Origin of the sequence: Herbidospora daliensis, assembly GCF_001570585.1 — a bacterium.
Classification (GTDB): Bacteria; Actinomycetota; Actinomycetes; order Streptosporangiales; family Streptosporangiaceae; genus Herbidospora; species Herbidospora daliensis.
Map to the genome: position 1 here is coordinate 565,054 of NZ_BBXF01000005.1, position 26,207 is coordinate 591,260.

At 72.6% G+C, this 26,207-nt stretch carries 20 protein-coding genes; 16 read left to right on the forward strand and 4 right to left on the reverse strand.

Annotation, left to right across the window (positions count from 1 at the left end; genetic code table 11):
* Positions 1 to 17 precede the first annotated feature (17 nt).
* The 13 genes from AW274_RS25815 (at position 18) to AW274_RS42170 (ending at position 13,584) form a co-directional block, all read left to right on the forward strand.
* Positions 18 to 1,487, forward strand: coding sequence for a 2-hydroxymuconic semialdehyde dehydrogenase (locus tag AW274_RS25815; protein WP_062437101.1), 1,470 nt, complete (start codon positions 18 to 20; stop codon positions 1,485 to 1,487).
* Positions 1,484 to 2,272 carry a 2-keto-4-pentenoate hydratase gene (locus tag AW274_RS25820; RefSeq protein ID WP_062437104.1) on the forward strand — a complete coding sequence of 263 codons (789 nt, stop codon included), beginning with the start codon at positions 1,484 to 1,486 and terminating at the stop codon, positions 2,270 to 2,272. Before AW274_RS25815 ends, AW274_RS25820 begins: the two co-directional genes overlap by 4 nt.
* On the forward strand, positions 2,269 to 3,174 hold the full coding sequence (locus tag AW274_RS25825; protein ID WP_062437106.1) for an acetaldehyde dehydrogenase (acetylating): 906 nt from the start codon (positions 2,269 to 2,271) through the stop codon (positions 3,172 to 3,174). The genes AW274_RS25820 and AW274_RS25825 overlap by 4 nt, the downstream gene beginning before the upstream one ends.
* Complete coding sequence (dmpG, locus tag AW274_RS25830; RefSeq protein ID WP_062437108.1) at positions 3,171 to 4,178, forward strand: 4-hydroxy-2-oxovalerate aldolase; 1,008 nt, start codon at positions 3,171 to 3,173, stop codon at positions 4,176 to 4,178. Before AW274_RS25825 ends, dmpG begins: the two co-directional genes overlap by 4 nt.
* Positions 4,175 to 4,900 carry a 2-keto-4-pentenoate hydratase gene (locus AW274_RS25835; RefSeq protein WP_062437111.1) on the forward strand — a complete coding sequence of 242 codons (726 nt, stop codon included), beginning with the start codon at positions 4,175 to 4,177 and terminating at the stop codon, positions 4,898 to 4,900. Before dmpG ends, AW274_RS25835 begins: the two co-directional genes overlap by 4 nt.
* A 31-nt stretch (positions 4,901 to 4,931) precedes the next feature.
* Positions 4,932 to 5,357 carry a RidA family protein gene (locus AW274_RS25840; protein ID WP_062437114.1) on the forward strand — a complete coding sequence of 142 codons (426 nt, stop codon included), beginning with the start codon at positions 4,932 to 4,934 and terminating at the stop codon, positions 5,355 to 5,357.
* Positions 5,354 to 5,878: a 3-hydroxyanthranilate 3,4-dioxygenase gene (locus AW274_RS25845; RefSeq protein ID WP_062437115.1), complete on the forward strand. Its 525-nt coding sequence runs from the start codon at positions 5,354 to 5,356 to the stop codon at positions 5,876 to 5,878. The genes AW274_RS25840 and AW274_RS25845 overlap by 4 nt, the downstream gene beginning before the upstream one ends.
* The gene (locus tag AW274_RS25850) at positions 5,878 to 6,882 is read left to right on the forward strand and encodes an amidohydrolase family protein (protein ID WP_062437117.1); all 1,005 of its coding nucleotides are present in this window, start codon (positions 5,878 to 5,880) and stop codon (positions 6,880 to 6,882) included. The genes AW274_RS25845 and AW274_RS25850 overlap by 1 nt, the downstream gene beginning before the upstream one ends.
* Positions 6,879 to 7,895, forward strand: coding sequence for an alpha/beta hydrolase family protein (locus AW274_RS25855; RefSeq protein WP_062437119.1), 1,017 nt, complete (start codon positions 6,879 to 6,881; stop codon positions 7,893 to 7,895). Before AW274_RS25850 ends, AW274_RS25855 begins: the two co-directional genes overlap by 4 nt.
* Before the next feature lie 90 nt (positions 7,896 to 7,985).
* Positions 7,986 to 10,931, forward strand: coding sequence for an NEW3 domain-containing protein (locus tag AW274_RS25860; RefSeq protein WP_157520721.1), 2,946 nt, complete (start codon positions 7,986 to 7,988; stop codon positions 10,929 to 10,931).
* A gap of 128 nt (positions 10,932 to 11,059) precedes the next feature.
* Entirely contained in the window at positions 11,060 to 11,824 is a 765-nt protein-coding gene (locus AW274_RS25865) for a CPBP family intramembrane glutamic endopeptidase (protein ID WP_062437123.1), read from the forward strand.
* 9 nt (positions 11,825 to 11,833) lie between these two features.
* Positions 11,834 to 12,931, forward strand: a complete 1,098-nt coding sequence (locus AW274_RS42165; protein WP_232320372.1) for a sensor histidine kinase — start codon at positions 11,834 to 11,836, stop codon at positions 12,929 to 12,931.
* A complete protein-coding gene (locus AW274_RS42170; protein ID WP_062437126.1) occupies positions 12,928 to 13,584 on the forward strand; it encodes a response regulator in 657 nt (218 codons plus the stop codon). The genes AW274_RS42165 and AW274_RS42170 overlap by 4 nt, the downstream gene beginning before the upstream one ends.
* Before the next feature lie 6 nt (positions 13,585 to 13,590).
* Here AW274_RS42170 and AW274_RS25880 read toward each other — a convergent pair whose 3' ends face one another.
* Complete coding sequence (locus AW274_RS25880; RefSeq protein WP_157520722.1) at positions 13,591 to 15,501, reverse strand: bactofilin family protein; 1,911 nt, start codon at positions 15,499 to 15,501, stop codon at positions 13,591 to 13,593.
* A gap of 702 nt (positions 15,502 to 16,203) precedes the next feature.
* Between AW274_RS25880 and AW274_RS42715 the strand changes: the two genes are divergently transcribed.
* Positions 16,204 to 16,326: a hypothetical protein gene (locus tag AW274_RS42715; RefSeq protein ID WP_269750620.1), complete on the forward strand. Its 123-nt coding sequence runs from the start codon at positions 16,204 to 16,206 to the stop codon at positions 16,324 to 16,326.
* A gap of 60 nt (positions 16,327 to 16,386) precedes the next feature.
* Complete coding sequence (locus AW274_RS25885) at positions 16,387 to 17,427, forward strand: hypothetical protein (protein ID WP_157520723.1); 1,041 nt, start codon at positions 16,387 to 16,389, stop codon at positions 17,425 to 17,427.
* 801 nt (positions 17,428 to 18,228) lie between these two features.
* Here AW274_RS25885 and xynC read toward each other — a convergent pair.
* Together xynC and AW274_RS25895 are read right to left on the reverse strand one after the other, a co-directional pair.
* On the reverse strand, positions 18,229 to 19,953 hold the full coding sequence (gene xynC / locus AW274_RS25890; protein WP_269750621.1) for a glucuronoarabinoxylan endo-1,4-beta-xylanase XynC: 1,725 nt from the start codon (positions 19,951 to 19,953) through the stop codon (positions 18,229 to 18,231).
* 107 nt (positions 19,954 to 20,060) lie between these two features.
* Positions 20,061 to 21,095 carry a LacI family DNA-binding transcriptional regulator gene (locus AW274_RS25895; RefSeq protein WP_062437132.1) on the reverse strand — a complete coding sequence of 345 codons (1,035 nt, stop codon included), beginning with the start codon at positions 21,093 to 21,095 and terminating at the stop codon, positions 20,061 to 20,063.
* Positions 21,096 to 21,553: 458 nt separating this feature from the next.
* On the opposite strand from AW274_RS25895, the gene AW274_RS25900 reads away from it, so the two are divergent.
* Entirely contained in the window at positions 21,554 to 22,987 is a 1,434-nt protein-coding gene (locus AW274_RS25900; RefSeq protein ID WP_062437134.1) for a glycoside hydrolase family 10 protein, read from the forward strand.
* Between the two features lie 6 nt (positions 22,988 to 22,993).
* Here the strand turns inward: AW274_RS25900 and AW274_RS25905 are convergent, their stop codons facing one another.
* The gene (locus AW274_RS25905; protein WP_062437136.1) at positions 22,994 to 26,194 is read right to left on the reverse strand and encodes a BTAD domain-containing putative transcriptional regulator; all 3,201 of its coding nucleotides are present in this window, start codon (positions 26,192 to 26,194) and stop codon (positions 22,994 to 22,996) included.
* Between the last annotated feature and the right edge of the window lie 13 nt (positions 26,195 to 26,207).

Sequence of the window (26,207 nt, forward strand, 5' to 3'; positions counted from 1 at the left end):
CATGGACGCCGGACCTGATGTCCGGACGACCCGCCGGTGAACCGGGGCTGCTGCGCAACTTCGTCGACGGCCGGTTCGTCGCCGACGGGAAGCGGTTCCCCAAGGTCAGCCCGGTCACCGGGCAGACCGTCTTCGAGGTCGCCGAGGCCGGGCCCGACACCGTCGACGCGGCGGTGCGGGCGGCCCGCCGGGCGATGCGCGGCCCGTGGGGCCGGATGGACGAGCGCGAGCGCGCGAGGATGCTGAACGCGATCGCCGACGAGCTCGACCGGCGCTTCGACGACCTGGTCACCGCCGAGGTCGCCGACACCGGCAAGCCGATCTCGCAGGCGCGGACGCTGGACGTCCCGCGCGGCGCGGCCAACTTCCGGGCCTTCGCCGAGATCGTCGCCACCGCCCCCACCGAGTCGTTCGTCACCGGCGGGCGGGCGCTCAACTACGCCGTGCGCAAGCCGGTCGGCGTGGTGGCGGTCATCGTGCCGTGGAACCTGCCGCTGCTCCTGCTGACCTGGAAGGTCGCCCCGGCGCTGGCCTGCGGCAACGCCGTGATCGTCAAGCCGTCGGAGGAGACGCCCGCCTCGGCCACGCTGCTGGCCGAGGTGATGGCGGCGGTCGGCGTGCCCGACGGGGTGTTCAACGTCGTCCACGGCTTCGGGCCCGGCTCGGCGGGCGAGTTCCTCACCACGCATCCGGAGGTCGACGCGATCACCTTCACCGGCGAGTCGGCCACCGGCAGCGCGATCATGCGGGCCGCCGCCGACGGGGTGAAGGCCGTGTCGTTCGAGCTGGGCGGCAAGAACGCCGGGCTCGTCTTCGCCGACGCCGACCTCGACGCCGCCGTCGAGGGCTCGGTGCGCTCCAGCTTCACCAACGGCGGCCAGGTCTGCCTGTGCACCGAACGGCTCTACGTGCAGCGGCCCGTCTTCGAGGAGTTCACCGAACGGCTGGCCCGCCGGGCCGCCGGGCAGGGCTTCGGCTGGCCGTCCGACCCGGCGACCGGCACGATGCCGCTGATCTCCCACGGGCACCGCGAGAAGGTGCTCGGCTACTACGACCTGGCCCGCGCCGAGGGCGCGACCGTGCTGGCCGGCGGTGACGTCCCGGTCTTCGGCGACGCCCGGGACGGCGGCGCGTACGTGCGGCCGACCGTGCTCACCGGCCTCGGCCAGGACGCCCGCACCAACCGGGAGGAGATCTTCGGCCCGGTCTGCCACGTCGCCCCGTTCGACGACGAGGACGAGGCGTTCGCGCTCGCCAACGACAGCGTCTACGGCCTGGCGGCGACCGTCTGGACCCGCGACGTCGGCCGCGCCCACCGGGCCGGCGCCCGCCTCGACGCCGGGATCGTCTGGGTCAACACCTGGTTCCTGCGGGACCTGCGCACCCCGTTCGGCGGGGTCAAGGCGTCGGGGATCGGCCGGGAGGGCGGCGTACACTCACTGGCCTTCTATTCGGAGCTCACCAACGTCTGCGTGGATCTGACATGACCGACATCCAGCGGGCGGCGCAGGTCCTGCGCGACGCCTACGACACCGGCACGCCGTGCCCGCCCCTGCGCGGCGGCCTGCTGCCCGAAGGGGACGTCGCCACCGCCTACGCCGTGCAGCAGGCGCAGGTCGAGCGGTGGACCGCCGAGGGGCGGCGGCCGGTCGGGGCGAAGATCGGGCTGACCAACCCGGTCGTGCAGAAGGCCCTCGGGGTCTTCCAGCCCGACTTCGGGGTGCTGTTCGCCGACATGGCGGTGCCCGACGGCGCGGAGGTCGCGCCCGGCCGGGTGCTGCAACCCCGCGTCGAGGCGGAGATCGCGTTCGTGCTCGGCGCCGACCTGCCGCACGAGCAGGTGACGGTCGTGGACGTCGTCCGCGCCACCGACCACCTGCTGCCGGCCATCGAGATCGTCGGCTCCCGGGTGGCCAACTGGGACATCTCCATCGTCGACACCGTCGCCGACAACGCCTCCAGCGGCCTGTTCGTGCTCGGCACCAGCCCCCGGCGGGTCGCCGACGTCGACCTGCGGCTCTGCGGCGCGGTGCTCGAACACGACGGCGAGCCGGTCTCGGTCGGCGCGGGCGCGGCCTGCCTGGGCAACCCCGCGCACGCCGTCGCCTGGCTCGCCGGGACGCTCGCGAAGGCGGGCCGCCCGCTGCGGGCCGGCGACGTGGTGCTCTCGGGCGCGCTCGGCCCGATGGTGCCGGTGACGCCGGGCGCGGCCTACGAGGCGCGCATCTCGGGCCTCGGCTCGGTCAGGACCTGTTTCGGAGGGGTGGCATGAGCGCCGGAGTGGCGGTGATCGGGTCGGGCAACATCGGCACCGATCTGATGATCAAGGTGCTGCGCCTGTCGAAGACGCTGCGCATGGTCGCGATGGCCGGGATCGATCCGGCCTCCGACGGCCTGGCCCGCGCGCGGCGCATGGGCGTGGCCACCACCGACAAGGGCGTCGAGGGCCTGGTCGCGATGCCGGAGTTCGCCGGCGTGGACGTGGTCTTCGACGCCACCTCGGCCGGGGCGCACCGGCACAACGACGAGGTGCTGCGCGCCCACGGCAAGGTCGTCGTCGACCTCACCCCGGCCGCGGTCGGCCCCTACGTGGTGCCGCCGGTCAACCTCGACGAGCACCTCGGCGAGCGCAACGTCAACATGGTCACCTGCGGCGGCCAGGCCACCGTGCCGATCGTGGCCGCCGTGGGCCGGGTCGCCCCGGTCGTGTACGGGGAGATCGTCGCCTCCATCGCCTCCCGGTCGGCCGGGCCGGGCACCCGCGCCAACATCGACGAGTTCACCGAGACGACGTCGCGGGCGATCGAGGTCGTCGGCGGCGCCGAACGCGGCAAGGCGATCATCGTGCTGAACCCGGCGGAACCCCCGCTGCTCATGCGGGACACGGTCTACTGCCTGTGCGCCGACGCCGACCGCGCGGAGATCGCCCGTTCGGTGGCCGACATGGTCGCCTCGGTGCGGGAGTACGTGCCCGGCTACCGCCTCAAGCAGGAGGTGCAGTTCGACCCCGTGGACGCCCACGTCCCGGCGCTCGGCCGCCGGTTCGCCGGGCTCCAGGTGTCGGTCTTCCTGGAGGTCTCCGGCGCGGGCCACTACCTGCCCGAATACGCCGGCAACCTCGACATCATGACCTCCGCGGCGCTGCGCGTCGCCGAACGGATGGTGACCCGGTGAACCGCCTGTACGTCCAGGACGTCACCCTGCGCGACGGCATGCACGCCATCGCGCACCGCTACACCCCCGACCAGGTCGCCCGGATCGCCGCCGCGCTGGACGCGGCCGGCGTCGACGCGATCGAGGTCGCCCACGGCGACGGCCTGGCGGGCTCCAGCGTCAACTACGGCCACGGCGCGGCGACCGACGCCGAGTGGATCGAGGCCGCCGCCTCCGTCATGACCCGGGCCCGGCTCACCACGCTGCTGCTGCCCGGCATCGGCACCATCGCCGACCTGCGGGCCGCCCGCGACCTCGGCGTCACCAGCGTGCGCATCGCCACCCACTGCACCGAGGCCGACATCGCCGCCCAGCACATCGCCTGGGCCAGGGACAACGGCATGGACGTGGCCGGGTTCCTGATGATGTCGCACATGGCCGACCCGGCCACTCTGGCCGGGCAGGCCAAGCTCATGGAGTCGTACGGCGCGCACTGCGTCTACGTCACCGACTCGGGCGGCCGGCTGCTCATGCGCGACGTCGCCGAACGGGTCGACGCCTACCGGCAGGTGCTCGACGAGGGCACCGAGATCGGCATCCACGCCCACCACAACCTGTCGCTCGGCGTCGCCAACAGCGTGGTCGCCGTCGAGCACGGCACCACCCGGGTCGACGCCTCGCTCGCGGGCATGGGCGCGGGGGCGGGCAACGCCCCGCTGGAGGTCTTCGCCGCCGTCGCCGAACTCCACGGCTGGCCGCACGGCTGCGACGTGTTCGCGCTGATGGACGCCGCCGACGACCTCGTCAGGCCGCTCCAGGACCGGCCCGTCCGGGTCGACCGCGAGACGCTCTCGCTCGGCTACGCCGGGGTCTACTCCAGCTTCCTGCGCCACGCCGAACGCGCCGCCGACCGCTACGGCGTGGACGTGCGCGCCATCCTGGTCGAACTGGGCCGCCGCCGGATGGTCGGCGGCCAGGAGGACATGATCGTCGACGTGGCGCTCGACCTCGGAGGGACCTCATGATCAGCGAACTCGCCGACCGCCTCGACCGGGCGGCCACGACGGTCACCGCCGTCCCGCGCCTCGCGGCGGCGGCCGGTCTCGGCCCGTCGGCGGCCTACGACGTGCAGCGGGCGCTCGTCGAACGGCGGCTGGCCCGGGGCGAGCGGCTGACCGGCGTGAAGATGGGCCTGACCAGCCGCGCCAAGATGGCCCAGGTCGGCGTGGACGAGGTGATCTGGGGCCACCTGACCGACGGCATGCGGATCGGCGACGGCGGCGTGCTCGACCTGTCGCGGCTGATCCACCCCCGGGCCGAACCGGAGGTCGCGTTCCTGGTCACCGGCTCTGCCGTCGCGGCGGTCGCGCCCGCACTGGAGGTGATCGACTCGCGCTTCGAGGGCTTCGACTTCTCGTTGCCCGACGTGATCGCCGACAACACCTCGGCGGCCGGGTACGTCCTGGGCGCGTGGACGCCGGCGCCCGAGGGGCTGGACAACCTCGGCGTGCTGCTGGAGGTGAACGGCCGGGTCGTCCAGACCGGTTCGACGGCCGCCATCCTCGGCGACCCGCGCCGGGCCTTCGACGCGGCGGTCCGGCTGGCGGGCGGGCGCGGCGTCGAACTGCGCGACGGCTGGATCGTGCTGGCCGGCGCGGCCACGGCGGCGGTGCCGCTGAAGCCCGGCGACCACGTGCGCGCGGTCGTCGAGAAGCTCGGCACCGCGTCGTTCAAGGCGGCCCCATGAGCGGCGGTCCGATCGCGCCGGGAGCGGGCTCATGAGCGCGGGCAAGATCGTTCCGGGGAAGGCGACCCCGCGCGGGCGGTTCCCGCATCTGAAGGTCGCCGGCGGGTTCGCCTTCGTGTCGGGGACCTCCAGCCGGCGTCCCGACAACAGCATCGCGGGCGCGGAGGCCGACGCGATGGGCACGACCTCGCTGGACATCCGGGTGCAGACCCGCGCCGTGATCGAGAACATCGCCGACATCCTCGCCGCCGCCGGGGCGGGCCTGTCCGACCTGGTGCAGGTGACGACCTACCTGGTGAACATGAACGACTTCGGCGGCTACAACGAGGTCTACGCCGAGTACTTCGACGAGACCGGGCCCGCCCGCACCACCGTGGCGGTGCACCAGCTCCCCCATCCCCATCTGCTGATCGAGATACAGGCCGTGGCGCTACTGCCGGAAGGAGTCGACGAATGACCGACATCACGGAACCGGTGAACTTCCCTGGCTGGATCGAGGGCAACCAGCACCTGCTGAAGCCCCCGGTCGGCAACAAGGAGATGTTCCCGGGCGGATCGGATTTCATCGTGCAGGTCGTGGGCGGCCCCAACCAGCGCACCGACTTCCACGTCGACCCGTACGAGGAGTTCTTCTACCAGGTCAAGGGCAACATGCACGTCAACCTCATGACGCCGGAAGGGCCGCGTACCGTGCACGTCCGCGAGGGCGAGATGTGGATGCTGCCGGGGAACGTGCCCCATTCGCCCCAGCGGCCCGAGGCCGGGTCGATCGGCATGGTGGTCGAGCGGGTGCGCGAGGAGGGCACGCTGGAGAAGTTCCAGTGGTACTGCCTCGACTGCGGCACCCTGCTGCACGAGGTCGAGCTCCAGGTCCGCGACATCGTCCAGGACCTGCCGCCGGTCTTCCAGGCGTTCTACGCCGACGAGGCCGCCCGCACCTGCGCCGGGTGCGGCGCGCTCCACCCGGGCAAGGGCTGATGGCCGGGCCCGTCGTCGACGTCCACACCCATCTGGTGCCGAAGGGCTGGCCCGACCTGGCCGCCGCCTGCGGCGGCACGGGCTGGCCCTGGTTGCGCGTCGACTCCGAACGTGCCGCCATGATCATGGTGGGCGAGACCGAGTTCCGCCCGATCGGGGCGCAGGCCTGGGACGCCGCCACCCGGCTGGCCGACATGGACGCCGACCGCGTCGACGTGCAGGTCGTCTCGCCGACGCCGGTGTTCTTCTCCTACGACCGCCCCGCCGACCAGGCCGTCAAGGTGGCCCGGATCTTCAACGACCTCACGCTGGAGCTGACCGGGAAGAGCGACCGCCTGGTGCCGTTCTGCCAGGTGCCGCTCCAGGACCCGGAGGCGGCGTGCGAGGAGCTCGACCGCTGCCTGGCCAACGGGCACGCGGGCGTCGAGATCGGCAACCACGTCGGCGACCGCGACCTCGACGACGCGGGCATCGTGATGTTCCTGCGGCACTGCGCGGAGGTCGGCGCGCCGGTCTTCGTGCACCCGTGGGACATGCCCGGCGGCCCCCGGCTCGACCGGTGGATGGCGCGCTGGCTGACCGGCATGCCGGCCGAGACGCACCTGTCGGTGCTGGCGCTCGTCCTCGGCGGCGTCTTCGACCAGGTGCCCGACACGCTGCGGTTGTGCTTCGCGCACGGCGGCGGCAGCTTCCCGTTCTGGCTCGGCCGCGCCGACAACGCCTGGCACCGCCGGGGCGACGTGGTGCGCGGCCGGTCGGCCCACCCGCCGAGCCACTACGTCGACCGGTTCTCGGTCGACAGCGTCGTGTTCGACCCGGCGGCGCTGCGGCTGCTGGTGGACGTGCTCGGCGACGACCGGGTGATGGTCGGCAGCGACTACCCCTACCCGCTGGGCGAGCGCCCGGTCGGCCGGGTCGTGCACGAGGCGGCGTTCCTCAGCGCGGCGCAGCGGGACAAGCTGCTGTCGGGCAACGCCCTGCGTTTCCTCGGGAGAACCTCATGATCACCGTGGCGCTCGTTCCCGGCCTGACGGCCGATTCCGAGCTGGTCCGGCAGATCGCCGAGGCGGAGTTCCGCCGCCTCGGCGTCGAGGGCCGCGTGGTGACCGGCCTCGGCGAGACGACCGACACCGTGGTCGCGGTCGGCGCACCGGTTCCGCACCCCGCCCCGGTCGTCTGGTACGACCCCGCCGACACCGGCCCGGTCGAGGTCTCCCCCGGCTCCGTGTATCTCTACGGCCGGGGCCTGTGGGGCCTGGCCTGGGCCATCCGCCACGCCGTCCACCGGCTGCGGCACCCGGCCGAGCGCATCGCCTACGGCCCCGGCGACGAGCAGTGGGGCGAGCTGCGCCTGCCCCCGGAGCACGACGGCGGCCGGCTGCCGGTCGCGGTGCTCGTGCACGGCGGCTACTGGCGCTCGATCTGGGCCGCCGACCTGATGGACGCCCTGGCGATCGACCTGGCCGCACGCGGCTACGCCGCCTGGAACCTCGAATACCGCCGCCCCGACCGGCACGGCTGGCCGGCCACCGTCGCCGACGTCGCGGCCGGGATCGACCGCCTGACCGGCCTCGACGTGGCCGACCCGGGCCGGATCGCCGTCTTCGGCCACTCGGCGGGCGGCCAGCTCGCCCTGCGCGCCGCCGCCGACGACGACCGGATCGCGCTGGCCGTCTCCCTGGCCGGGGTGCTCGACCTCGCGGAGGGCGAACGCCGCCGCGTCGGCACCGGCGCGGTCGCGCACGCCCTCGGCGGTCCGTCCACGGAGCTCCCCGAGGTGTACGCCGCCGCCGACCCGATGCGCCGCCTGCCCATCGGCGTGCCTCACCTGGTCGTCATGGGCGGCGACGACGACCTCGACCTGCTGGACTTCAACCGCCGCTACGCCGCCGAGGCGGCCGCGGCGGGCGACGACGTCTCATATGTCGAACGTCCGGGCGACCACTTCGCGGTCATCGACCCGGCTTCCGAGATCTGGGCGTCGACCATGGCTGAAGTGGAGGAACGACTTCGATAGAGCTCTTCCGGCGATCGAGGGGCCATTGACGTAAGACGTCATACGAATTACGTTCACGTGCGCCCCTCGTACTGGAAGAAAGGAACAGCTGTGCGTCCGTTCTCCACAACGCGCAGACGTCCCGTGGCCGCCCTGGCGGCCGCCCTCACCACGGCGCTCCTCACCGGGGCGCTGTCCGCCCCCGCTGAGGCCGCCCCCACCAGCCACACCATCGTGGTCGCGCCCACGGGCGCGGCCAACGCCGACGACGGCGGAGACGGCCGGCGCGACGACCCGCTGGCCACGCTCGCCGAGGCGCAGCGCCGGGTCCGCGCCGCCATCGCCAAGGGCGACGTCAACGTCACGGTGGAGCTGCTCGACGGCGTCCACCGGCTGACCGAGCCCCTGCGCCTGACCGCCGAGGACTCCCCCGCCGACGGCACCACCGTCACCTGGACGGCCGCCCGCGACGCCCACCCCGTGATCAGCGGCGCCCGGCCCGTCACCGGCTGGGAGCTCGACGACGCCGCCACCGGCGTCTACAAGGCCGCCGTCGGCACCGGCTTCGACACCCGCCAGCTGTACGTCGACGGCAAGCTCGCCCAGAAGGCCCGGCTGCGGCTGGCCCGCAGCGACGTCACGTTCAACGCCAACGGCTTCACGATCAACAACCCCGCGTTGTCCTACCTGGCCGGGCTGCCCGACCAGAAGCGCATCGAGTTCCAGGCGATGTTGTCGTTCACCAACCGGTTCGCGCCCGTCGAGAGCATCACCGGGAACACCGTCGTGATGCAGCAGCCGGCCTGGAACAACAACACCTACGGCTACGACGCCATCCAGCAGCCGCTGCGCGCCGGGACGTTCACCCTGCTCAACTCCAAGAGCTTCCTCAACGAGGCCGGCGAGTGGTACCTCGACACCACTGCGGGCGTCCTGTACTACAAGCCGCTAGCCGGCCAGGACATGTCCACGGCGCGGGTCGAGCTGCCCCGGCTGGAGTCGCTGCTCCAGGTCGGCGGCACCTACGACGCCCCGGCCCGCAACCTGCGCTTCGAGAACCTGACCTTCACCGGCACCTCGTGGCTGCACCCCAGCACCTCCGACGGCTACGCCAACCAGCAGACCGGCGTGTTCATCAGCGGCGTCCAGCCGCACCGGCCCGCCGACGCGTTCACCTCCTGCGCGTTCGGCTGCAAGGGCTTCGAGGGCTCCCGCAACGGGTGGGCGCAGTCGGCGTCGGCCGTCCAGGTCTCGGCCGCCGAGAACATCGCCTTCACCGCCAGCACGTTCACCAACCTCGGCTCGCTCGCGCTCGGCATCGGCAACGACGCCAACGCGCACGCCAGCGAGGTCGGCCTCGGCGCCCGCAAGGTGTCGGTCGTGGGGAGCACGTTCACCGCGAACGCCGGCGGCGGCATCATGGTCGGCGGCGTGCGGCCCGACGCGCACCACCCCTCCGACCCCCGCATGGTCAACAGCGACATCTCGATCACCGACAACCGCGTCTACGCGACCGCGCTGGAGTACCTCGACCAGGACGCGATCTTCGCCAGCTACGTGACCCGGCTGGCGATCGAGCACAACTACGTCTCCGACATGCCGTACACGGGCATCGGGCTCGGCTACGGCTGGGGCGCCAACGACCCGGGCGGCAGCCCCGAATACGTCAACCGCGGCCTCTACGACTTCCAGCCCGTCTACGACACGCCGACGACCCTGAGCGACGTCCGCATCGTCGGCAACCACGTCCGCAACGTCGTGCAGACGATGTTCGACGCCGGGTGCATCTACACCCTGTCGGCGATGCCGCGCAGCGTCATCGACGAGAACTACTGCGAGGGCAGCGGCCAGCTCGGCCTCTACTTCGACGAGGGCTCCCGATACCTGAGCGCCAGCCGCAACGTGTTCGTGCGGACCGCCGCCCAGTGGGCGCACGCCAACAACCAGAACGGCAACCGCACCGGCGACCTCACCCTGATCGACAACTACGCCACCAACCCGGCCATCACCGGCATCGTGAACGGGCAGCGCGGCAACGTCGCCCGGGGCAACCGCACCGTCACCGAGGCGACGCTCCCGCTGGAGGCCAGCCGGGTGATCTACCAGTCGGGTCCCCGGGACGACTACCGGGGCGCCCCGAACACGCAGCGGCCCGCGGTCGGCGCGGCCCTCGCGGCCGACCCGGCCGTGCTGCGGGCCGGGGAGTCGACCGACGTCACCGTGACCGTCCAGAACTTCAGCCCGCGCCGGGCCTCGGAGTTCGCGGTCGCCGTCACCGTCCCGGCCGGCTGGCGGGCCGAGCGCGTCGGCAAGCCGGTGCGGTACGGCCTCGACTCCGGCGCCTCCGACAGCGAGACGTGGAAGGTCACCGCCCCTGAGTCGGTGTCCAGCCCCGTCAGCCGCGCGGAGGTCAAGGCGGCCGTCACCGGACGCGCCGACCAGGCCGCCTTCAGCCTGACCCGGTCGGTCACCGTGTCGGCGCTGAACCCCCTCACCACGATGAAGGGCCACGGCTCGGTGCCCAGCCAGTTCGCCGAGGCCGGGTCGGAGGTCGTCATCGTCACCTCCGGTGCCGACATCTGGCAGGACGGCGGCGGCTCCTTCGACGAGTTCGGCGCCGCCTACCGCGACGACGTGGCCGGCGCCGCCTCCACCGTCACCGCGCAGGTCACCCGGCTCGACAACACCAACGCGTGGGCGAAGGCGGGCGTCGTGCTGCGCAACGACGTCACCGGCACGGCGGCCTCGCCGGGCTACGCCGTCATGGTCGCCACCCCCGGCAACGGGGTGGCGTTCCAGTGGGACGCCAACGGCAACGGCTACCTCGACTCCTTCAGCGGGGCGTCCGGGGTCACCGCGCCGGTGTGGGTCCGGCTCGTCCGCGCCGGCGACCAGGTCAGCGGCTACTACTCCAAGAACGGCACGACCTGGACGAAGGTCGGCGCGACCGTGACCCTGCCCGGCATCGCCGCCGTGCAGGACGCGGGGCTCATCGCCACCTCGCACGCGGCGAACGTCACCGGCCAGTTCGACTTCAAGGACTTCGGCGTGAGCTGACCGTCCGGCGCATCCCCCGTGAGAGCGACCCGAAGTGGTCCCCCACGGGGGATTCGTGTGTCGGGCCCGGGTTCGTAGCGTTTCCGGCGGGTCGCCGTACGGATGCGGCGGCGGTCACCGGAGGTCCCATGAACACGGCACGGCGCACCCGCTCTCCGCTCATCTGGCTCCCCGTCGGGCTGGTCGGCGTCGGCGCGGCGTCGGCGCTCGCCTCCGGCGGCGCGGCGCTCGCCGTCGTGGCCGCGGTCGCGGCGACGGCCGTCTACTGGACGGTGATGCGCTTCGTCGCCCGCCGTCCCCTGCCGGAACTGGCCCGGCGGGGAGCCGGCCGCGAGGCGCTGGCGGGCGGCGCGGTCGGCCTGGGGTTCGTGCTCGTCTCGGTGCTGGTGATCACGGTGTTCGGCGGCTACTCGTTCACCTGGTCGCAAGGGCTGTCGGCGGTGCTGCCGGTGGTCGCGGTCGCGATCGGCGCGGCCGTCACCGAGGAGCTGCTGTTCCGCGGGCTGGCGCTGCAGGCGCTGGAACAGTGGTTCGGCGGGAGGGTGGCGCTGGCGGTCACCGCGGTGCTGTTCGGCCTGCTGCACCTGTTCAACCCCGGGGCCACGTTGTGGAGTTCGGTGGCGATCGCCGTCGAGGCCGGGGTTCTGCTGGGGGCCGCGTTCCTGTGGCGGCGCACCATCTGGTTCGTGGTCGGGCTGCACTTCGCCTGGAACGCGGCCGAGGCGCTGCTGGGCATCCCCGTCTCCGGTCATCCGTCCGAGGGGGTGCTGACCGCGCACGTCTCCGGGCCGGAGTGGCTCACCGGCGGCGGGTTCGGGCTCGAAGCCTCGGTCGTGCCGGTCGTCGTGAGCCTGGTGATCGCGGCGGCGATGTTGCGCCGCGCGCGCCGTTAGGCTCGTCGGGTGTCAGCCAAGAGGGATGGTCTGCTCGCCGCGCTCCTCACGCTGCTGGCCTTCGTGCCGACCGTGGCGGTCATCGGAGCCGAGATCGGCGACCTGCCCAAACGGCCCTCCGACGCGCTGGCCGTGGGGCTCACCCTGGCGCTGACCGTCCCGCTGGCCGTGCGCACCCGGTGGCCCGGGGCCTGCCTGGCCGTCGTCGGCCTCGCGTTCACGCTGCACCAGACCCTCGCCTACCCGGCGACGTTCGGCACGGTCGGCCTCTACCTGGCCCTCTACGCCGCCGGCGCCCATCAGACCCGGCTGCGCCGCCCGACCTGGATCGCGGCGACGGCGGCCTACGCCGTCCTGGCGTTCGTCCTCCACCTGCTGGGCTCGCCGCAGCGGTTCCCCGACTTCCTCGCGTTCTACGTGGTCTTGGCGGTGATCTGGACGGCCGGAGCGGGCGTGCGCCGATGGCGGGCCGACGAGGCCGAACGGCGGCGGTTGTCGGCCGAGGTGGCCGTGGTCGCCGAACGCACCCGCATCGCCCGCGAACTGCACGACGTGGTCACCCACCACGTGACCGCGATGGTGGTCCAGGCCGACGCCGCCCACTACCTGCTGTCGAGCGCCCCCGGCCGGGCCGGCGAGTCGCTCACGGCCATCAGCGGAACCGGCCGCCGCGCGCTGACCGAGCTGCGCTCGCTGCTCGGCGTCCTGGAGGCCACCGGCGCCCCGGCCCTGGGCACCGTGGACGAGCTGGTGGAACAGGCCCGGCGGTCCGGCCAGCCCGTCGAGCTGACCGAGCACGGCCGTCCGATCGCCCGGAGCGTCGACGTCGAGCTGGCCGTCTACCGGGTCGTCCAGGAGGCGCTCACCAACGCCCGCAAACACGCGACCGGGCAGCCGACCGCCGTGCTGGTCCGCCACGGCGACGACCACGTCGAGATCGAGGTGACCACCGAAGGCCCTTTGGCCACCGACGCCGCACCGGGCGGACGCGGCCTGGCCGGACTGCGCGAACGCCTGCGGCTGCTCGGCGGCGAGCTGACCGCCGGAACCCGCCCCGAGGGCGGCTTCACCGTCCGGGCGCTGATCCCGTCGAGGAGCGAGGCGTGATCAGGCTGCTGGTGTGCGAGGACCAGGCGCTGGTCCGCGCCGGATACGTCACCATCTTCGACGCCCAGCCCGACATGGAGGTCGTCGGCGAGGCCGCCGACGGCCGCGCGGCCGTGGAGGCGGCCCGGCGGCTGAACCCCGACGTGATCGTGATGGACGTCCGCATGCCCGTCGTCGACGGCATCGAGGCCACCCGTCAGCTGGCCGGCCCCGGCACCGTGAACCCCGCGAAGATCCTCGTGGTCACCACCTTCAACGTCGACCAGTACGTCTACGAGGCGCTCCGGGCGGGGGCCAGCGGCTTCCTGCTGAAGGACGCCCACCCGGCCGAACTCGTCGGCGGCGTGCGCACGATCGCCGCCGGCGACTCCCTCCTGGCCCCCGCCGTCACCCGCGCCCTGATCGGCCACCACGCCGAACGGGTGCGCCCCGCCGCACCCGGCCGTGACGTGGTGGACGTGCTGACGCGCCGCGAGCTGGAGGTGCTGACGCAGCTGGCCGCCGGGTTGTCCAACGCCGAGATCGCCGCCGCGTTGTTCATCACGCCTGAGACGGTGAAGACGTATGTGTCGCGGATCCTGACCAAGCTCGACCTGCGTGACCGGGTGCAGGCGGTCGTGCTGGCGTACCGGATCGGCCTGATCACCCCGTGACCGGGGTCACTGGCGGGAGAGCGCGCGGGTGAGGCCCGCCACGATGGTGGTCGCCAGGATCCATCCGGCGGCGATCAACGCGGCGGCGAGCCACTGGTGCGGGCCGCGCGGGCCGAAGGCGGTCTCCTGCCCGAAACCGATGATCGGGAGGAGCAGGTCCAGCGTGTAGAGGAAGGCGTTGAAGGGCGGCGCCTCACCCGGCTTGAACGCCGGCGGCTCGTCGACGGCGAAGACGACCGTGCCGAGAAGCAGCAGCGCGGCGAGCCAGAACGCGGCGCGGAACGGCCGGTAGCCGTACCCGACGGTCCAATCTTGCAGGTACCCCCACGACCGCGCCCCGAGCCGCTGTCCCGCGCGACGGCGCCGCTGTTTGGCCAGCAGCACGTCCTGAGCGGCCTCGTCGTGGCCGTGCCGGCGGTAGACCGAGGTCAACTGCTCATACGGCTGCGGCTGGTACTGCTCCTTCGCGAGCCAGTCGAGGCGCTCCTTGACCGGCAGAGGGGCCTCCAGGCTGTCGTACGTGAAGCCGTTCATCAGCAGGCGCGCGGGCCACCGGCCGGGAACGTCGTCGAGCACGCCGACCCGGGTGTGGCGCAGGTCGACGGCGCCCCGCAGCGTGGTCCGCGGCCCGATCTTCAGCGACGCCGCCTCGACGCCACGCAGGCGCAGCTCACCGTCGACGGTGCTCTCCTCGAAGCACAGGGTGGCGGCGATCCGGGAGTTCCTGATCGAGACCTCCCCTTCGGCCGTGAAGCCCTCGCAGCAGTCGACGCCTCCGCCTGCGGTCACCTCCCACAACGACAACACCCGGCCGCCGGGGTTGCGAAGGGCCGCGCCGTGAAAGTCCACGTTGCCCTCGACTCTGGCGCTGCTCAGCACGATCTCCCCGTCGGCGCCGAAGCCGTCGCCGCAACTGAGCCTGCCGGTGACCCCCAGCCGCCGCAGTGACAACGCCGTCTTTCCCGGGTTCGAGAGCTTGCCCCCATCGACGTTGAGCGAGCCGCGGACCTGGGTGGAGTCGAGGAAGACCTCTCCGGTCGCCACGAAACCCGGCGTGGCCCGCAGCCCGCTGCCGATCTCCATCAGCGGCGCGTTCAGCGCGCGTCCACCCGGGTTGTCCAGACTCGCGTGCGCGAAGGAGAGGGAACCGGCGATGCGGGCCCCGCGTAGCAGTACTTCACCCTCGGACGTGAATCCCTGGTTGGCGAGCAGCCCGCCCTCGACGGTGAGCCGTTCCGCATTGAGGGCGACGCCGTCGGGGTTCGACAACCGGGCCCCGCTGAAGACGCATCGGCGACCCACCCGGGCGTCCTGCACGTTGAGTTCGCCGTAGGAGTGGAAACCGGGACCGCACGACAACCCGCCGTCGACGGCGATCCCTTCGGCGACGAGGCTGCGCCCGCCCGACCGCCCGACCCGCGCGCCGTCGAGGGTCATGGTCCCGCCGACCCTGGCGCCCGCGACACGTAACTCACCGTCGACGACGGCGTCCGCACCTAGGAGGTCACGATCGACGATCAGCCCGTCGGCCTGGACGTCCGCGTGGATCATCGTGCCGCTGAGATTCAGCGTCCCGGAGAAGTGGGTTCCACCGAGCTGCACCGGGCCGTCGATCACGCAAGCTTCCAGACGCAGGCCGCCGCCGATCACGGCATCCACGGCCTGTAGTCCGGGCAGCCGGGACCCGGCGAAGTCGACCAGCCCGGTACGGGCTCCAGTGAGGACCGGCGCTTCGTCGAACTCGCACCCGGTCAAGATCAGCGGGCTCTGCACCTCGGCGTGCGACAGGTCCAGGCGGCCGGTGATCCGGGCCCCGGACAGGCGCATGCCGGGGGTCTCCCCCGCCAGGCGTTCCCGTGCGCCGAGCAGCATTGCCGCGATGACGGCGGCCCGGACAGGCGCGCCAGGAAGATCCACGGGAAGCGATGCGGGAAACGCGTCCCAGAGGCTGCGTTCGGGCTCTGACAGATCCTCGATGACCACAGCCGCTCCAGAACGTCGCACGCGTCGGTAAGGCGATGCTCCAAGATCGCCACCAGCTCCGCAACCGTCCCATCCACGCCTGCCGTTCAGCCGCCGAAACGAGGCGTCCCGACCACCGAGCACGGGCAGTCCGAACAGCCGCCGAAATGAGGCGTCCTGACCGCTGGGCACGGGCGATCCGGCCACACAGGCCGGCCCTCGCCTCGATCACCGTCGCCGGGAATCCCGCGCCACACGCAGCGTCCGCCGAGCTGCCCGCTGATCGCCATCATCGGAGAACACGCCACACGCGGCACCCGCCGAGTCGCCCCCTGATCGCCGTCATCGGAGAACGCGCCACACGCGGCGTCCGCCGGAGTTGCCCCCTAATCGCCGTCATCGAAGAACGCGCCACACGCCGCGTCCGCCGAGTCGCCCCCTGATCGCCGTCATCGGAGAACGCGCCACACGCCGCGTCCGCCGAGTCGCCCCCTGATCCCCATCATCGGAGAACGCGCCACACGCCGCGTCCGCCGAGTCGCCCCCTGATCCCCATCATCGGAGAACGCGCCACACGCCGCGTCCGCCGAGTCGCCCCCTGATCGCCGTCATCGGAGAACGCGCCGCACGTGGCACCGGCTTCACGCTCTGAGCGGCGTGCGGGAGACCGAGACCCACGCCGAGGGCGCCCGCCTGGTCGTCACTGGCGAGGGCGACCTCCGTATCCAGCTCAGCGACTTCGACTGGGGGCCCGACCTGCCCTCCGAGCACCGCCCTTGACGGGGAAGGCGGTTGGTAAAGCTGTATCCCCGATGCCGGGGAGTCCTCCACGATGAGGTGATGAGTGATCCACCCGGACACGGTGAAGGTCGGCCTGCGGCGCGGGCGCAGGATCGGTGGCTCGGCCGGATCCTGCGTGAGGGCGCCGTTCCCGAGCTGCTGGAGGCGCTCGCCGAGCGATTGTCGCCGACCGATCTGCAGACGCTGCTGCTGGAGGTCTCTCGCCGCCGCGCCGCCGCAGTGACCCCCGCTCGTCTGCTGCACGCTTACGAGCACAACCGTTTCACCCGGCCGTCGGCCGTGGACCCCGCAGAGCTGGCATGCCTGGAGGCCCTGGCACACGGGCGGCTGGCGGAGCACGCCTTCACCGCGATTGCGCTGTCGCCGTTGTGCCCGCTGGGCACCGTCTCGGCGGTGGCGACCGCAGACCAGAACAAAGTGGTCACGACCGTCCGCACCACCGAGGTCGTCGCGGACACCACCAACGTGCTGGCCCTGGAATGCGCGGTACGCCGCCGGCAGTTGCTGCGCTCCGACGCGCGCTCACGCCAGCGGGTCCGGCTGGCCGCCGTTCACCGGGTGGTGCGCGCCCAGGACTTCGCCGGCCCAGGCATGGCGGCGCACTTCGCACTCCTGGGGCTGTGCACCGCCGGACGGAACGAGGGCTCGTTCGCCTTCGAGACCACGGCCCTGGCCGAGCAGATCGGCGCCCATCTCGACGTCCTGGACGACGCCCGCGCCCTCGGACACCGCATCGGCCCGGTGCGCGTGTCCGTCACCGACCTGACCGCCGGCCACCGGGCCGCGCTGGAGGATGTCCTGGACCGGCTCACGCACGCACATCCCGGCACCACGTTCGCTTTCGACGACGATCGCATCGGCGGCCGCGGCTACTACCGGGACGCCTGCTTCGAGATCCGCGCCACCACCTCGACCGGAGACGACCTCAACCTCGGCGACGGAGGATTCGTCACCTGGAGCGCCGAGCTGCTCGGCAACGCCAAGGAACGTCTGCTCATCAGCGGCCTGGGTCTCGAGCGCCTCTGCGAACGCTTCGGCCCACCCTCCCCCGGCGACCAGACAAGCCTCCGGCCGACATGACCACGCCCCTACGCCAGACCGGCTCGACGCCGCTCGTCCCCGGGACCGGCGGCACCGCAGCGGCTCGGCACCCGGTCTGACGGAAGCCCGCGCGCCTGCGCCAACAGCGGCGTCGGCGACATCATGGACGATCTCGACGTACACCACGCCCGGCAGCGGCAATCACATTCGTCGGCCAGGCGCCCCGCGCCGATCACCACCGCCGGAGAACGCGCACCGCACGCGGCGTCGGCCGAGCCGCCACCGACCGACGCGCGAGACCGACTTCAGCATCCGGATCGACGGCCCCGACCGGGCCGCCGCCCTCCTCGAAGCCGCCGAACCAGACCAGCCCTACTCAAAGCCGCTGGACCAGGCCAGCCCTGCTCAAAGGCCCCGGACCAGGCCAGCCCTGCTCGAAGCCGCTGGACCAGGCCGACCCTGCTCAAAGGCCCCGGACCAAGCTAGCCCTGCTCAAAGCCGCTGGACCAAGCCAGCCCTGCTCAAGGCCCCGAACCAAGCCAGCCCTGCAACGCGGTCCGGACGTCGGGCTCGAACGCTCGGGCCGCGCTCCGCCTCGCGCAGGGCGACCTGCCGGGCGCGGACGACGCCCTGCGCGAGGAGCACATGGTGGCTGAGGCGGCGGGGGAACCGCCAGCTTGTCGCTGGTGGCGGTCCACGCCGCTGCGCTCGCCGAGGCGCGCGACGGCCGTGCTGCTCGGCTGCGGGCGGCCACGATTCCCGGATCCGCCGGGGCGGGCCGCCCTGGGCGGGGTTCGCTTCGGCGTACAGGCGACGCCGCATATCCGCATCCGGACCAGGTCACACCACGGTGCAGGGCACGCCGTTGAGGGTGAAGGCGCCCGGCTCCGCGGTGTTGCCGGTGTGGGTCGCTTGGAAGCCGACGTCGATGGTCGCGCCCGGGGCCAGCGTGGCGTTGTGGCCGACGTTGACCGCGCTGACCTGGCCGCTTGAGGGCGAGTAGGTCGCGTTCCAGCCCGACGTGATCGCCTGTCCCGACGGCAGGGTGAAGACGAGCGTCCAGCCGTTGACGGCCGAGGTGCCGTTGTTGGTGATGCTGATGTTCGCGGTGAAGCCGTTGTTCCAGGCGTTCATCGTGTAGGCCACCCGGAACTGCCCGCCGCCCCCGCTCGGCGAAGGCGACGGCGTGGGCGTCGGAGTCGGGGAGGGGAGCGGGCCTGCGGTGGTGACGAAGGTCGTGATGCTGCGGGCGGGCAGCGACACCGTCAGGGAGCCGTTCGTCATGGCCGTCGTGCCCTGGGGGGTGACGGTGCGGTTGGCGTCGGTGACCCAGGAGGACGCGCCGGTGGCCGCGCTTCCCGCGATGGTGAACTGCTGGCTCACCGCCGAGGTGTTCTTGTTGATGGCCACGATGACGACGGTGCCGCCGCTGCGGTAGGCCGACACGTAGACGTTGGAGGCCGGGTTGGCGGTCGCGCCGATGCGGACGTAGCCGGGGCGGACGAAGCGGGAGTAGTGGGCCATCATCGCGCCGCGTTTGCTGACCGTGCCGTCTTCGCGCATGGGGCCGTAGCCGCGGCGGATGTACCACCAGACGTACATCTGGAACTCGGCGTCGACCATGGCGCGGTGGATGTGCTCCCCGACGTCGAGCGCCTGGGGCCACAGGTCGGCCGAGTCGCTGCTGTTGGGGTGGTAGACCTCGGTCATCCACAGCTCTTTGCCCGCGCCGCGCTGCTGGAACAGGGGGTAGGGAAAGTTGGCGTAGGAGGTGCCGTACAGGTGGGCGCCGATGATGTCGACGTTGGCCAGGGCGGTGGCGTCGTTCAGGATCGGGTCGGACATGCTCTTGACGTACTGGAAGGACTCGGGGGCGATGACGCGGGTGCTGATGGAGCCGGCGTTCTCGCGCAGGAAGCGCAGCATCTCGGCGGAGGTCCACCACGTCCAGTCGTGGGCGTAGTCGGGTTCGTTCTGCACCGAGATGGCATACAGGTTCACGCCGTTGTTGCGCAGGTGGGTGGTGAAGTCGTTCAGGTGCTGGGCGTAGGCGGCATACGCGTTGTAGCGCAGGCGTTTGGCGTTGGTCTGGCTGCCGCGCGTGAACGTCTCGATCATGGAGGCGGGCGGGTTCCACGGCGAGGCGAACACCAGCACCCCGAGTTCGGCCGCGCGGCGGGCGGTGGCCAGGTCGCGGCTGAAGTCGGCGGAGCTTTCCGGGACGGGGATGCGCAGGACCGAGAAGCCCAGGCGGCCCTCGCCGGTGCCGAACGCGGTCTCGCGCTGGGCCGAGGTCAGGTCGCCGATCCAGGCGGCGTGCGCCATGCCGCCGTACCCGCGGATCGTCTGCCGCTGCGTTGAGGGGTCGATGACCGCGGTGGCGGCCGCCGCCTCCGACGCCCCGACGACGGTCGCGGCCGCCGTGATGACCGGCAGGGTTCCCATCGTGGTCAGCACGGCTCTGCGGCTCAGCAGGCTCCGTCGGCCGTTCTCGGGCTCGTTCTGATCGTCCATCGTCACGTCTCCGGCGTCGCTGGGCTTGTTGCGCACACCCGAACGCGGCACCGCGAGAAGCGTCAAACAGGGCCTGAGCCGACCGGGCGGCACGCTGTGCGAATCCGCCGGAGGTCGTGAAAATTTCACCGATCGACGCAGGTGAACGGCTGAAAGGATCAGCGCCGGGGTGCCGCCGTGCTGCCCCGGATCATCAGCTCGGTGCCGAGCTCGACCCGCCGCTGCGGCAGCGGCTCCCCCGTGGCCAGTTTGACCAGCATCTCGGTGGCCGCCGACCCCATCTCGGCCAAGGGTTGCCGGACGGTCGTGAGCGGCGGATTGGTCCACCGCCACGTGGCCATGTCGTCGAAGCCGACCACGCTGAGGTCGTCGGGGATGCGCAGGCCGAGCTCGTGGGCGGCCCGGTAGACGCCGATCGCCATCCCGTCGTTGGCGGTGAAGATCGCGGTCGGCGGGTGGGCGAGCTCCATCAGCTCGCGGGCGTACTCGACGCCGTCTTCGATCTGGAAGGCCCCCCGGCGGATCAGCGCCGGGTCGGCCGGGATCCCGGCGGCGTCGAGCGCGGTGCGGTAGCCGTCGAGGCGGGCCCGGCTGGAGAACGCGAACTCGGGGCCGGTGATCATGGCGATCCGGCGGTGGCCCAGTTCGAGCAGGTGGCGGGTGGCCTCCAGGCCGCCGCTCCAGTTGGTCGCCCCGACCGACGGCACCCCCCGGCCGGGGTCGCCCGCCGGGTCGAGCACGACCAGGGGCATGTCGCGCGTGGCCAGCAGCAGGCGCTGCTCCTCGGTCGGGCCGGAGAACACCGTGATGATCCCGGCCGGACGACGGCCCAGCACGTCCTTGATCCACCGCTGGCCCGGGACGTGCCGGCCGCCCAATTCGGAGACGATGACGTTCACGCCGTGGTGCTCCGCCGTCGCCCTGACGCCCTTGACGATCTCGATCGGATAGTCGCCGGCCAGCTCGTGGAAGACGATCTCGATGAGGCCCGCCGGTTTGATGCGGCGGCGCTGCCGACGCAGTCCCCGCTCCTGGATGAGGCCCTCGACCAGCGCCCGGGTCTCGGAGCCGACCTCGGAACGGCCGTTGACGACCTTGGAGACGGTCGCCACCGACACACCCGCCAGTCCGGCGATCTCGGCGAGGGTCAGGGCGTCGGCGGGGGCGCGAGGAACATCCTCGGTCGAGGTCATACCGGAAAGTTTACGGGCATGTTTTCGGCCGATCCATGGCTTCGTTTCCGCTGATCTGTGGGCATGCGGACACCGATACGATCGACTCTCGGCGGAACAATGTTCTGAAAACTATCGAATTCAGCGAGAAAAGTTTCGCTGACCAGGGACGCTCACTTCAGCGGCTACCGGGAGGCGCTGCGGGAGACCCTTCACGGGACGACCGAAAGCAACGCCCGCGAGCAGGTGGTTTCGGTGAAATTTTCACATGCCTGACGCGACGAAGCGATCATGGGCCGGGCCGAATGCGCAGGCCCGCCGTGCGGGCGCGGCAACAGGCGGACCCCCGGCGGGAAGGCGGCTCGTTGACCTCCGCCGGACCCTCGGATTTACTCCGCTCGTCAGGGCGGCGCGGAGAAATGTTTGCGATAACACGGCTCCGCGACCACGCCTTCGAACCCCCCTTTCAAGGAAGCGGCATGCTCCCACCTGCGATCCTGACCATCGCCCCCTCGGTCAGACGAACCCTGGTCGTCACCGTCGCCGCGGCCCTCGGGGCCGGCGTCCTGGCGGTCACCCCACCCTCGGCCTCGGCCGCGGCCGACACCCTGGGGGCCGCCGCCGCCCAGTCGGGCCGGTACTTCGGCGCCGCCATCGCGGCCGGCCGGCTGAGCAACTCGACCTACGTGAACATCCTCAACCGGGAGTTCAACCAGGTCACCGCCGAGAACGAGATGAAGTGGGACGCCACCGAACCCTCGCGGAACAGCTTCAACTTCAGCAACGGCGACCGCATCGCCAACCACGCCATCGCGCGCGGCATGAAGATCCGCGGCCACGCCCTGCTCTGGCACCAGCAGATGCCCGGCTGGGCGCAGGGCCTGTCGGGTTCCGACCTGCGCAGCGCGATGATCAACCACGTCACCCGGGTCGCGACCTACTACCGGGGCAAGATCCACTCGTGGGACGTCGTCAACGAGGCCTTCGCCGACGGCGGTGGCGGCGGACGGCGTGACTCCAGCCTGCAGCGCACCGGCAACGACTGGATCGAGGCCGCGTTCAGGGCCGCGCGCAGCGCCGACCCGAACGCCAAGCTCTGCTACAACGACTACAACACCGACGGGATCAACGCCAAGAGCACCGGCATCTACAACATGGTGCGCGACTTCAAGTCGCGCGGCGTGCCGATCGACTGCGTCGGCTTCCAGTCGCACCTGGGCGGCTCCCTGTCCAGCGACTACCAGGCCAACCTGCAGCGCTTCGCCGACCTGGGTGTCGACGTGGAGATCACCGAGCTCGACGTCCTGCAGGGCTCCAACCAGGCCAACATCTTCGCCTCCGTGACCCGCGCCTGCCTGAACGTGGCGCGGTGCAACGGCATCACGGTCTGGGGCATCCGCGACAGCGACTCCTGGCGCGGCAGTGACAACGCGCTGCTCTTCGACTCCTCGGGCAACAAGAAGGCCGCGTACACCTCGGTGCTCAACGCGCTGAACGCGGCGACCCCGAACCCCAGCCCCTCGCCGACGCCCACCCCGAGCCCGACGCCCACGCCGACCCCGTCGCCGACCCCCACCCCGACGCCGAGTCCGGGCGGGCCCTGCCGGGTGACGTACACGGTCAACGCGTGGAACAACGGCTACACCGCGGCGATCACCATCGCCAACACCGGCTCCAGCGCGCTCAGCGGCTGGTCGCTCGTCTTCACCCTGCCGTCGGGGCAGACCGTGACGGGCGGCTGGAACGCGACCTACTCGCCGTCGAGCGGCCAGGTCACGGCCAGGAACATGAGCTACAACGGCTCGATCCCGGCCGGCGGCTCGGTGGACATCGGCTTCCAGGCCACCCACACCGGCAACACGTCGGCGCCATCGAGCTTCACCCTCAACGGGAGCACCTGCTCCCGCGCCTGACCTCCCTCAGGGGAGACGCCGTCCGCCCGGGATCGGGCCGGGCGGACGGCGGCCCTGCACCCCACCCACCTCGGCCAGCAGGCACTCGGCGCGGGCCGCGAAGAGGTGGGCGCCGCGCTCCCGCGACAGGGTGCGCGCCCGATCGGCGGTGCGGACGGCGGCCGGGAGGTCGCCCCCGGCGTGCAGCGCCTTGGCCCGGATGAGGAGGACCAGCCCCTCCGCGTAGCGTTCGCCGTAGGTGTCGATGAACGTCTCGGCCCGGTCGAGCGCGGTCGTCGCTCCCGGTACGTCGCCCGCGTGCAGCCGGATCTCGGCGAGCAGCGCGTACCAGGTGGCCAGATTGGACCGGGGCGGGTCGATCAGGGTGGTCTCGATGACGTGCTCCATCTCCGCCGCGGCCGCGACCGGGTCGCCGCCGGACATCGCCGTCGCCCAGTGCCGGGCGAGCCGGGGGTAGCTGCCGGAGAAGGTGAAGGAGAAGTCCGGGTCGGCGTCGATCGACCGGTCGGCCGCCCGGAGCGCCCAGGCGGGGTCGCCCGCGACGGCCGCCGCGGTGACGGCGAAGGAGCCCCAGACGCTGAGGGCGTAGGGGTCGTCGCCGGCGTCGAGTTCCACCACGTCGAACAGGTGGCGGGCGGCGGTCAGGTCGCCGTGCAGGGCGGTGTTCAGCGCCAGCATGACCGGGGTCGTCAGCTGCAGCCGGTGCCGCAGCGGCTCGGCGTCGCGCTCGGCGCGGATGAGCGAGTCGGACCTGCTCAGGTTCTCGCAGGCCGCGCCGATGTCGCCCGAACTCCATTGGTGGACGCCCCAGGCGTGGTGACCGCCGGCCTGGACGACCGGGTCGGCCGAGCGGCGGCCGTAGTCGAGCAGCCGGCGCGCCAGGCGTGCGGCGGCGTCGAGGCGGAGGCCCTGGGCGTGGGCCAGGAACCGGGAGAACAGGAAGCCGGTGGCCTCGCGTTCCCGGCCGAGCGAGCGCGCGACCTCCTCGGCGCGGTCGAGATGTTCCATGGCCGCGCCGACGAAACCGGCGTGCACGCCCGCGACGGCGGTCAGTTCGGTGAGCGCGGCCAGCTCCAGGACCGGCGACCCCGCGTCGCGGGCGATCCGCACCGCGGCGTCCAGATGCTTCTCGGCCGTGGCGTAGGCCGAGCGCCGGGCCGCGATGCGGGCCGCGAAGAGGATCGCCCGCACCTTCCGGTCGGGCTCGGCGAGCGGGCCCGCGAGCCGGAGGTGGTGGGCGAGCGCCTCGGCGTGCCGTTCGGCCGGCTCCCCGGCCTGCGCGAGCGCGTCGGCGATGCGCAGGTGGAGGCGGCTCGCCTGGACGCGGGACACCGAGCGGGCCACCGCCTCGCGCACCAGGTCGTGCACGAACCGCCACTCGACCAGCACGCCGGAGGCCGTCTCGACCAGGCCGAGCGCTTCGAGGGCCTCCAGGCGGGTCAGGCAGGCCGGCACGTCGAGGCCGGACGCGCCCGCCAGCAGCCGGGCGTCGACGTCGCGGCCCATCAGGGCGGCGATCTCGATGAGGCGGCGGTCTTCCTCGTCGAGCCGGCTGGTCCGGTCGCGGACGAGGTCGCGCACCGTCGACGGCACGGCGTCCTGGGCCGCCGCCCGGTCGGACAGGTGGTTCGCCTCGGCCAGGAACCGGGCCAGCTCGCGGACGAACAGCGGGTTGCCCTCGGTGCGGGCCTGGATGTCGCGGGCGACGCCGGGACTCGGCGACCGTCCGGTCTCCAGGCGGACCAGCTCGGCGACCTCCGCCGGGCCGAGAGGACCGAGCACGATGCGCCGGTGCCGGTCCTGGCGGGCGACCGAGGCCAGCATGCGCCGCACGTGGGGGCCGGGCGTCGGCGCGTGGTCGCGCAGGGTGCCCGCCAGCACGCTGCGGTCGGGCAGCGATTCGGCGAGGCGCGCGAACAGCTGAAGCGTGGCCTGGTCGGCCCAGTGGAGGTCGTCGACGACCACGACCAGCGGGCGACGCGCGGCGGCCGCGCCGAACAGGGCCACGACGGTGCCGAACAGGCGGAACTGCGCCCCGGCGTCCGGCCGGGACACGGCCCCGGCCTCGCGGGCGGGGTGCAGCAGGTCGGCGAGCGCGCCGGTCCAGCGGGCCCGCTCGTCCTCCGGCAGCGCGGCGATCAGGGCCTCGGCGATCTGGACCCAGGGCCACATCGCCGGGGCGCCCTCGCCGTCGTGGCAGCGGCCCCAGAAGGTGAGGGCGCCGTTCGCGGCGGCCTCGGCGGTGGCCTCGGCGAGCAGCCGGCTCTTGCCCACTCCGGGCGGGCCCTCGACGAGGACGATCCCGGCCCGGCCGGCGGCGGCCGCGTCGACGGCCTGGCGGAGCAGGCCCAGTTCCTCCTGCCGGCCCACGATGCGATCGGCCCCGCCGCCGGTCGCGGCTCTCGGCCCCGCCTCCGGGGGCGGGGCGGCGGCGGTCTCGGGCTCTCCGAGCACCTGCCGGTGCGCCTCGCGGAGGGCCGGTCCGGGGTCGACGCCCAGTTCGCCGGCCAGCCGGGCCCGCACCGTCTCGAACACCGACAGGGCTTCGGCCTGCTGTCCCGACGCCGCCAGCGTGGTCATGAGCGTCGCCTGGACCGTCTCGTCGAGGGGCGCGACCCAGGCGGCCAGCCGCAGCGGCTGCAGGATGCGGGCGCCCTGACCGCGCGGCACGGTGGCGTGGGCGGCCTCGACGCAGGCGTCGAGCAGTTCGCGGTTGACCGAGGTGAACAGGGGCCAGGCGGCGGGCGTGACGGGCAGCCCGTCGCCCGCCGACCCGCGCCATCGCGACAGCGCCTCCTCGTAGGCGTCGGCCGCGTCGTCGAAGCGGTGCGCGGCCGTGGCGGCGCGGGCCCGGCCGAGGAGGCGGCGGAACTCGGCCAGGTCGAGGGCGACGTCGCTGACGTCGAACTGGTAGCCGCCGCTGCGGCGGTGGAGGTAGGCGCCGGCCGCCCGAGCGGGCAGGTCGGGTTCGAGCAGCCGCCGCAACGTGCCCACGTATTTCTGGACGATGTTCATCGCCGACGTCGGCAGGTTGTCGTCCCAGACCAGGTCGAGCAGCTCGGCGGAGCTGACCGGCCGGCCCGCGCCCATCGCCAGCAGGGCGAGCAGGTAGCTCTGCTGGCGCGGCCCGGTGTCGACCTCGACGCCGTCCCGCCACACCCGCAGGGGACCGAGCACCTGGACGGTCAGGGAAGCGGAGACGGACATCGGGCCCTTTCTG

Excerpts from the sequence above, each read along its gene's own strand:
- AW274_RS25865 (WP_062437123.1), top strand. The coding sequence starts at position 11,060 with ATGAACACGGCACGGCGCACCCGCTCTCCGCTCATCTGGCTCCCCGTC.
- AW274_RS25900 (WP_062437134.1), top strand. The coding sequence starts at position 21,554 with ATGCTCCCACCTGCGATCCTGACCATCGCCCCCTCGGTCAGACGAACC.
- AW274_RS25855 (WP_062437119.1), top strand. The coding sequence starts at position 6,879 with ATGATCACCGTGGCGCTCGTTCCCGGCCTGACGGCCGATTCCGAGCTG.
- AW274_RS25845 (WP_062437115.1), top strand. The coding sequence starts at position 5,354 with ATGACCGACATCACGGAACCGGTGAACTTCCCTGGCTGGATCGAGGGC.
- AW274_RS25895 (WP_062437132.1), bottom strand. The coding sequence starts at position 21,095 with ATGACCTCGACCGAGGATGTTCCTCGCGCCCCCGCCGACGCCCTGACC.
- AW274_RS25820 (WP_062437104.1), top strand. The coding sequence starts at position 1,484 with ATGACCGACATCCAGCGGGCGGCGCAGGTCCTGCGCGACGCCTACGAC.
- AW274_RS25835 (WP_062437111.1), top strand. The coding sequence starts at position 4,175 with ATGATCAGCGAACTCGCCGACCGCCTCGACCGGGCGGCCACGACGGTC.
- AW274_RS25825 (WP_062437106.1), top strand. The coding sequence starts at position 2,269 with ATGAGCGCCGGAGTGGCGGTGATCGGGTCGGGCAACATCGGCACCGAT.
- AW274_RS25840 (WP_062437114.1), top strand. The coding sequence starts at position 4,932 with ATGAGCGCGGGCAAGATCGTTCCGGGGAAGGCGACCCCGCGCGGGCGG.
- AW274_RS25850 (WP_062437117.1), top strand. The coding sequence starts at position 5,878 with ATGGCCGGGCCCGTCGTCGACGTCCACACCCATCTGGTGCCGAAGGGC.
- AW274_RS25815 (WP_062437101.1), top strand. The coding sequence starts at position 18 with ATGTCCGGACGACCCGCCGGTGAACCGGGGCTGCTGCGCAACTTCGTC.
- AW274_RS25905 (WP_062437136.1), bottom strand. The coding sequence starts at position 26,194 with ATGTCCGTCTCCGCTTCCCTGACCGTCCAGGTGCTCGGTCCCCTGCGG.
- AW274_RS25885 (WP_157520723.1), top strand. The coding sequence starts at position 16,387 with ATGAGTGATCCACCCGGACACGGTGAAGGTCGGCCTGCGGCGCGGGCG.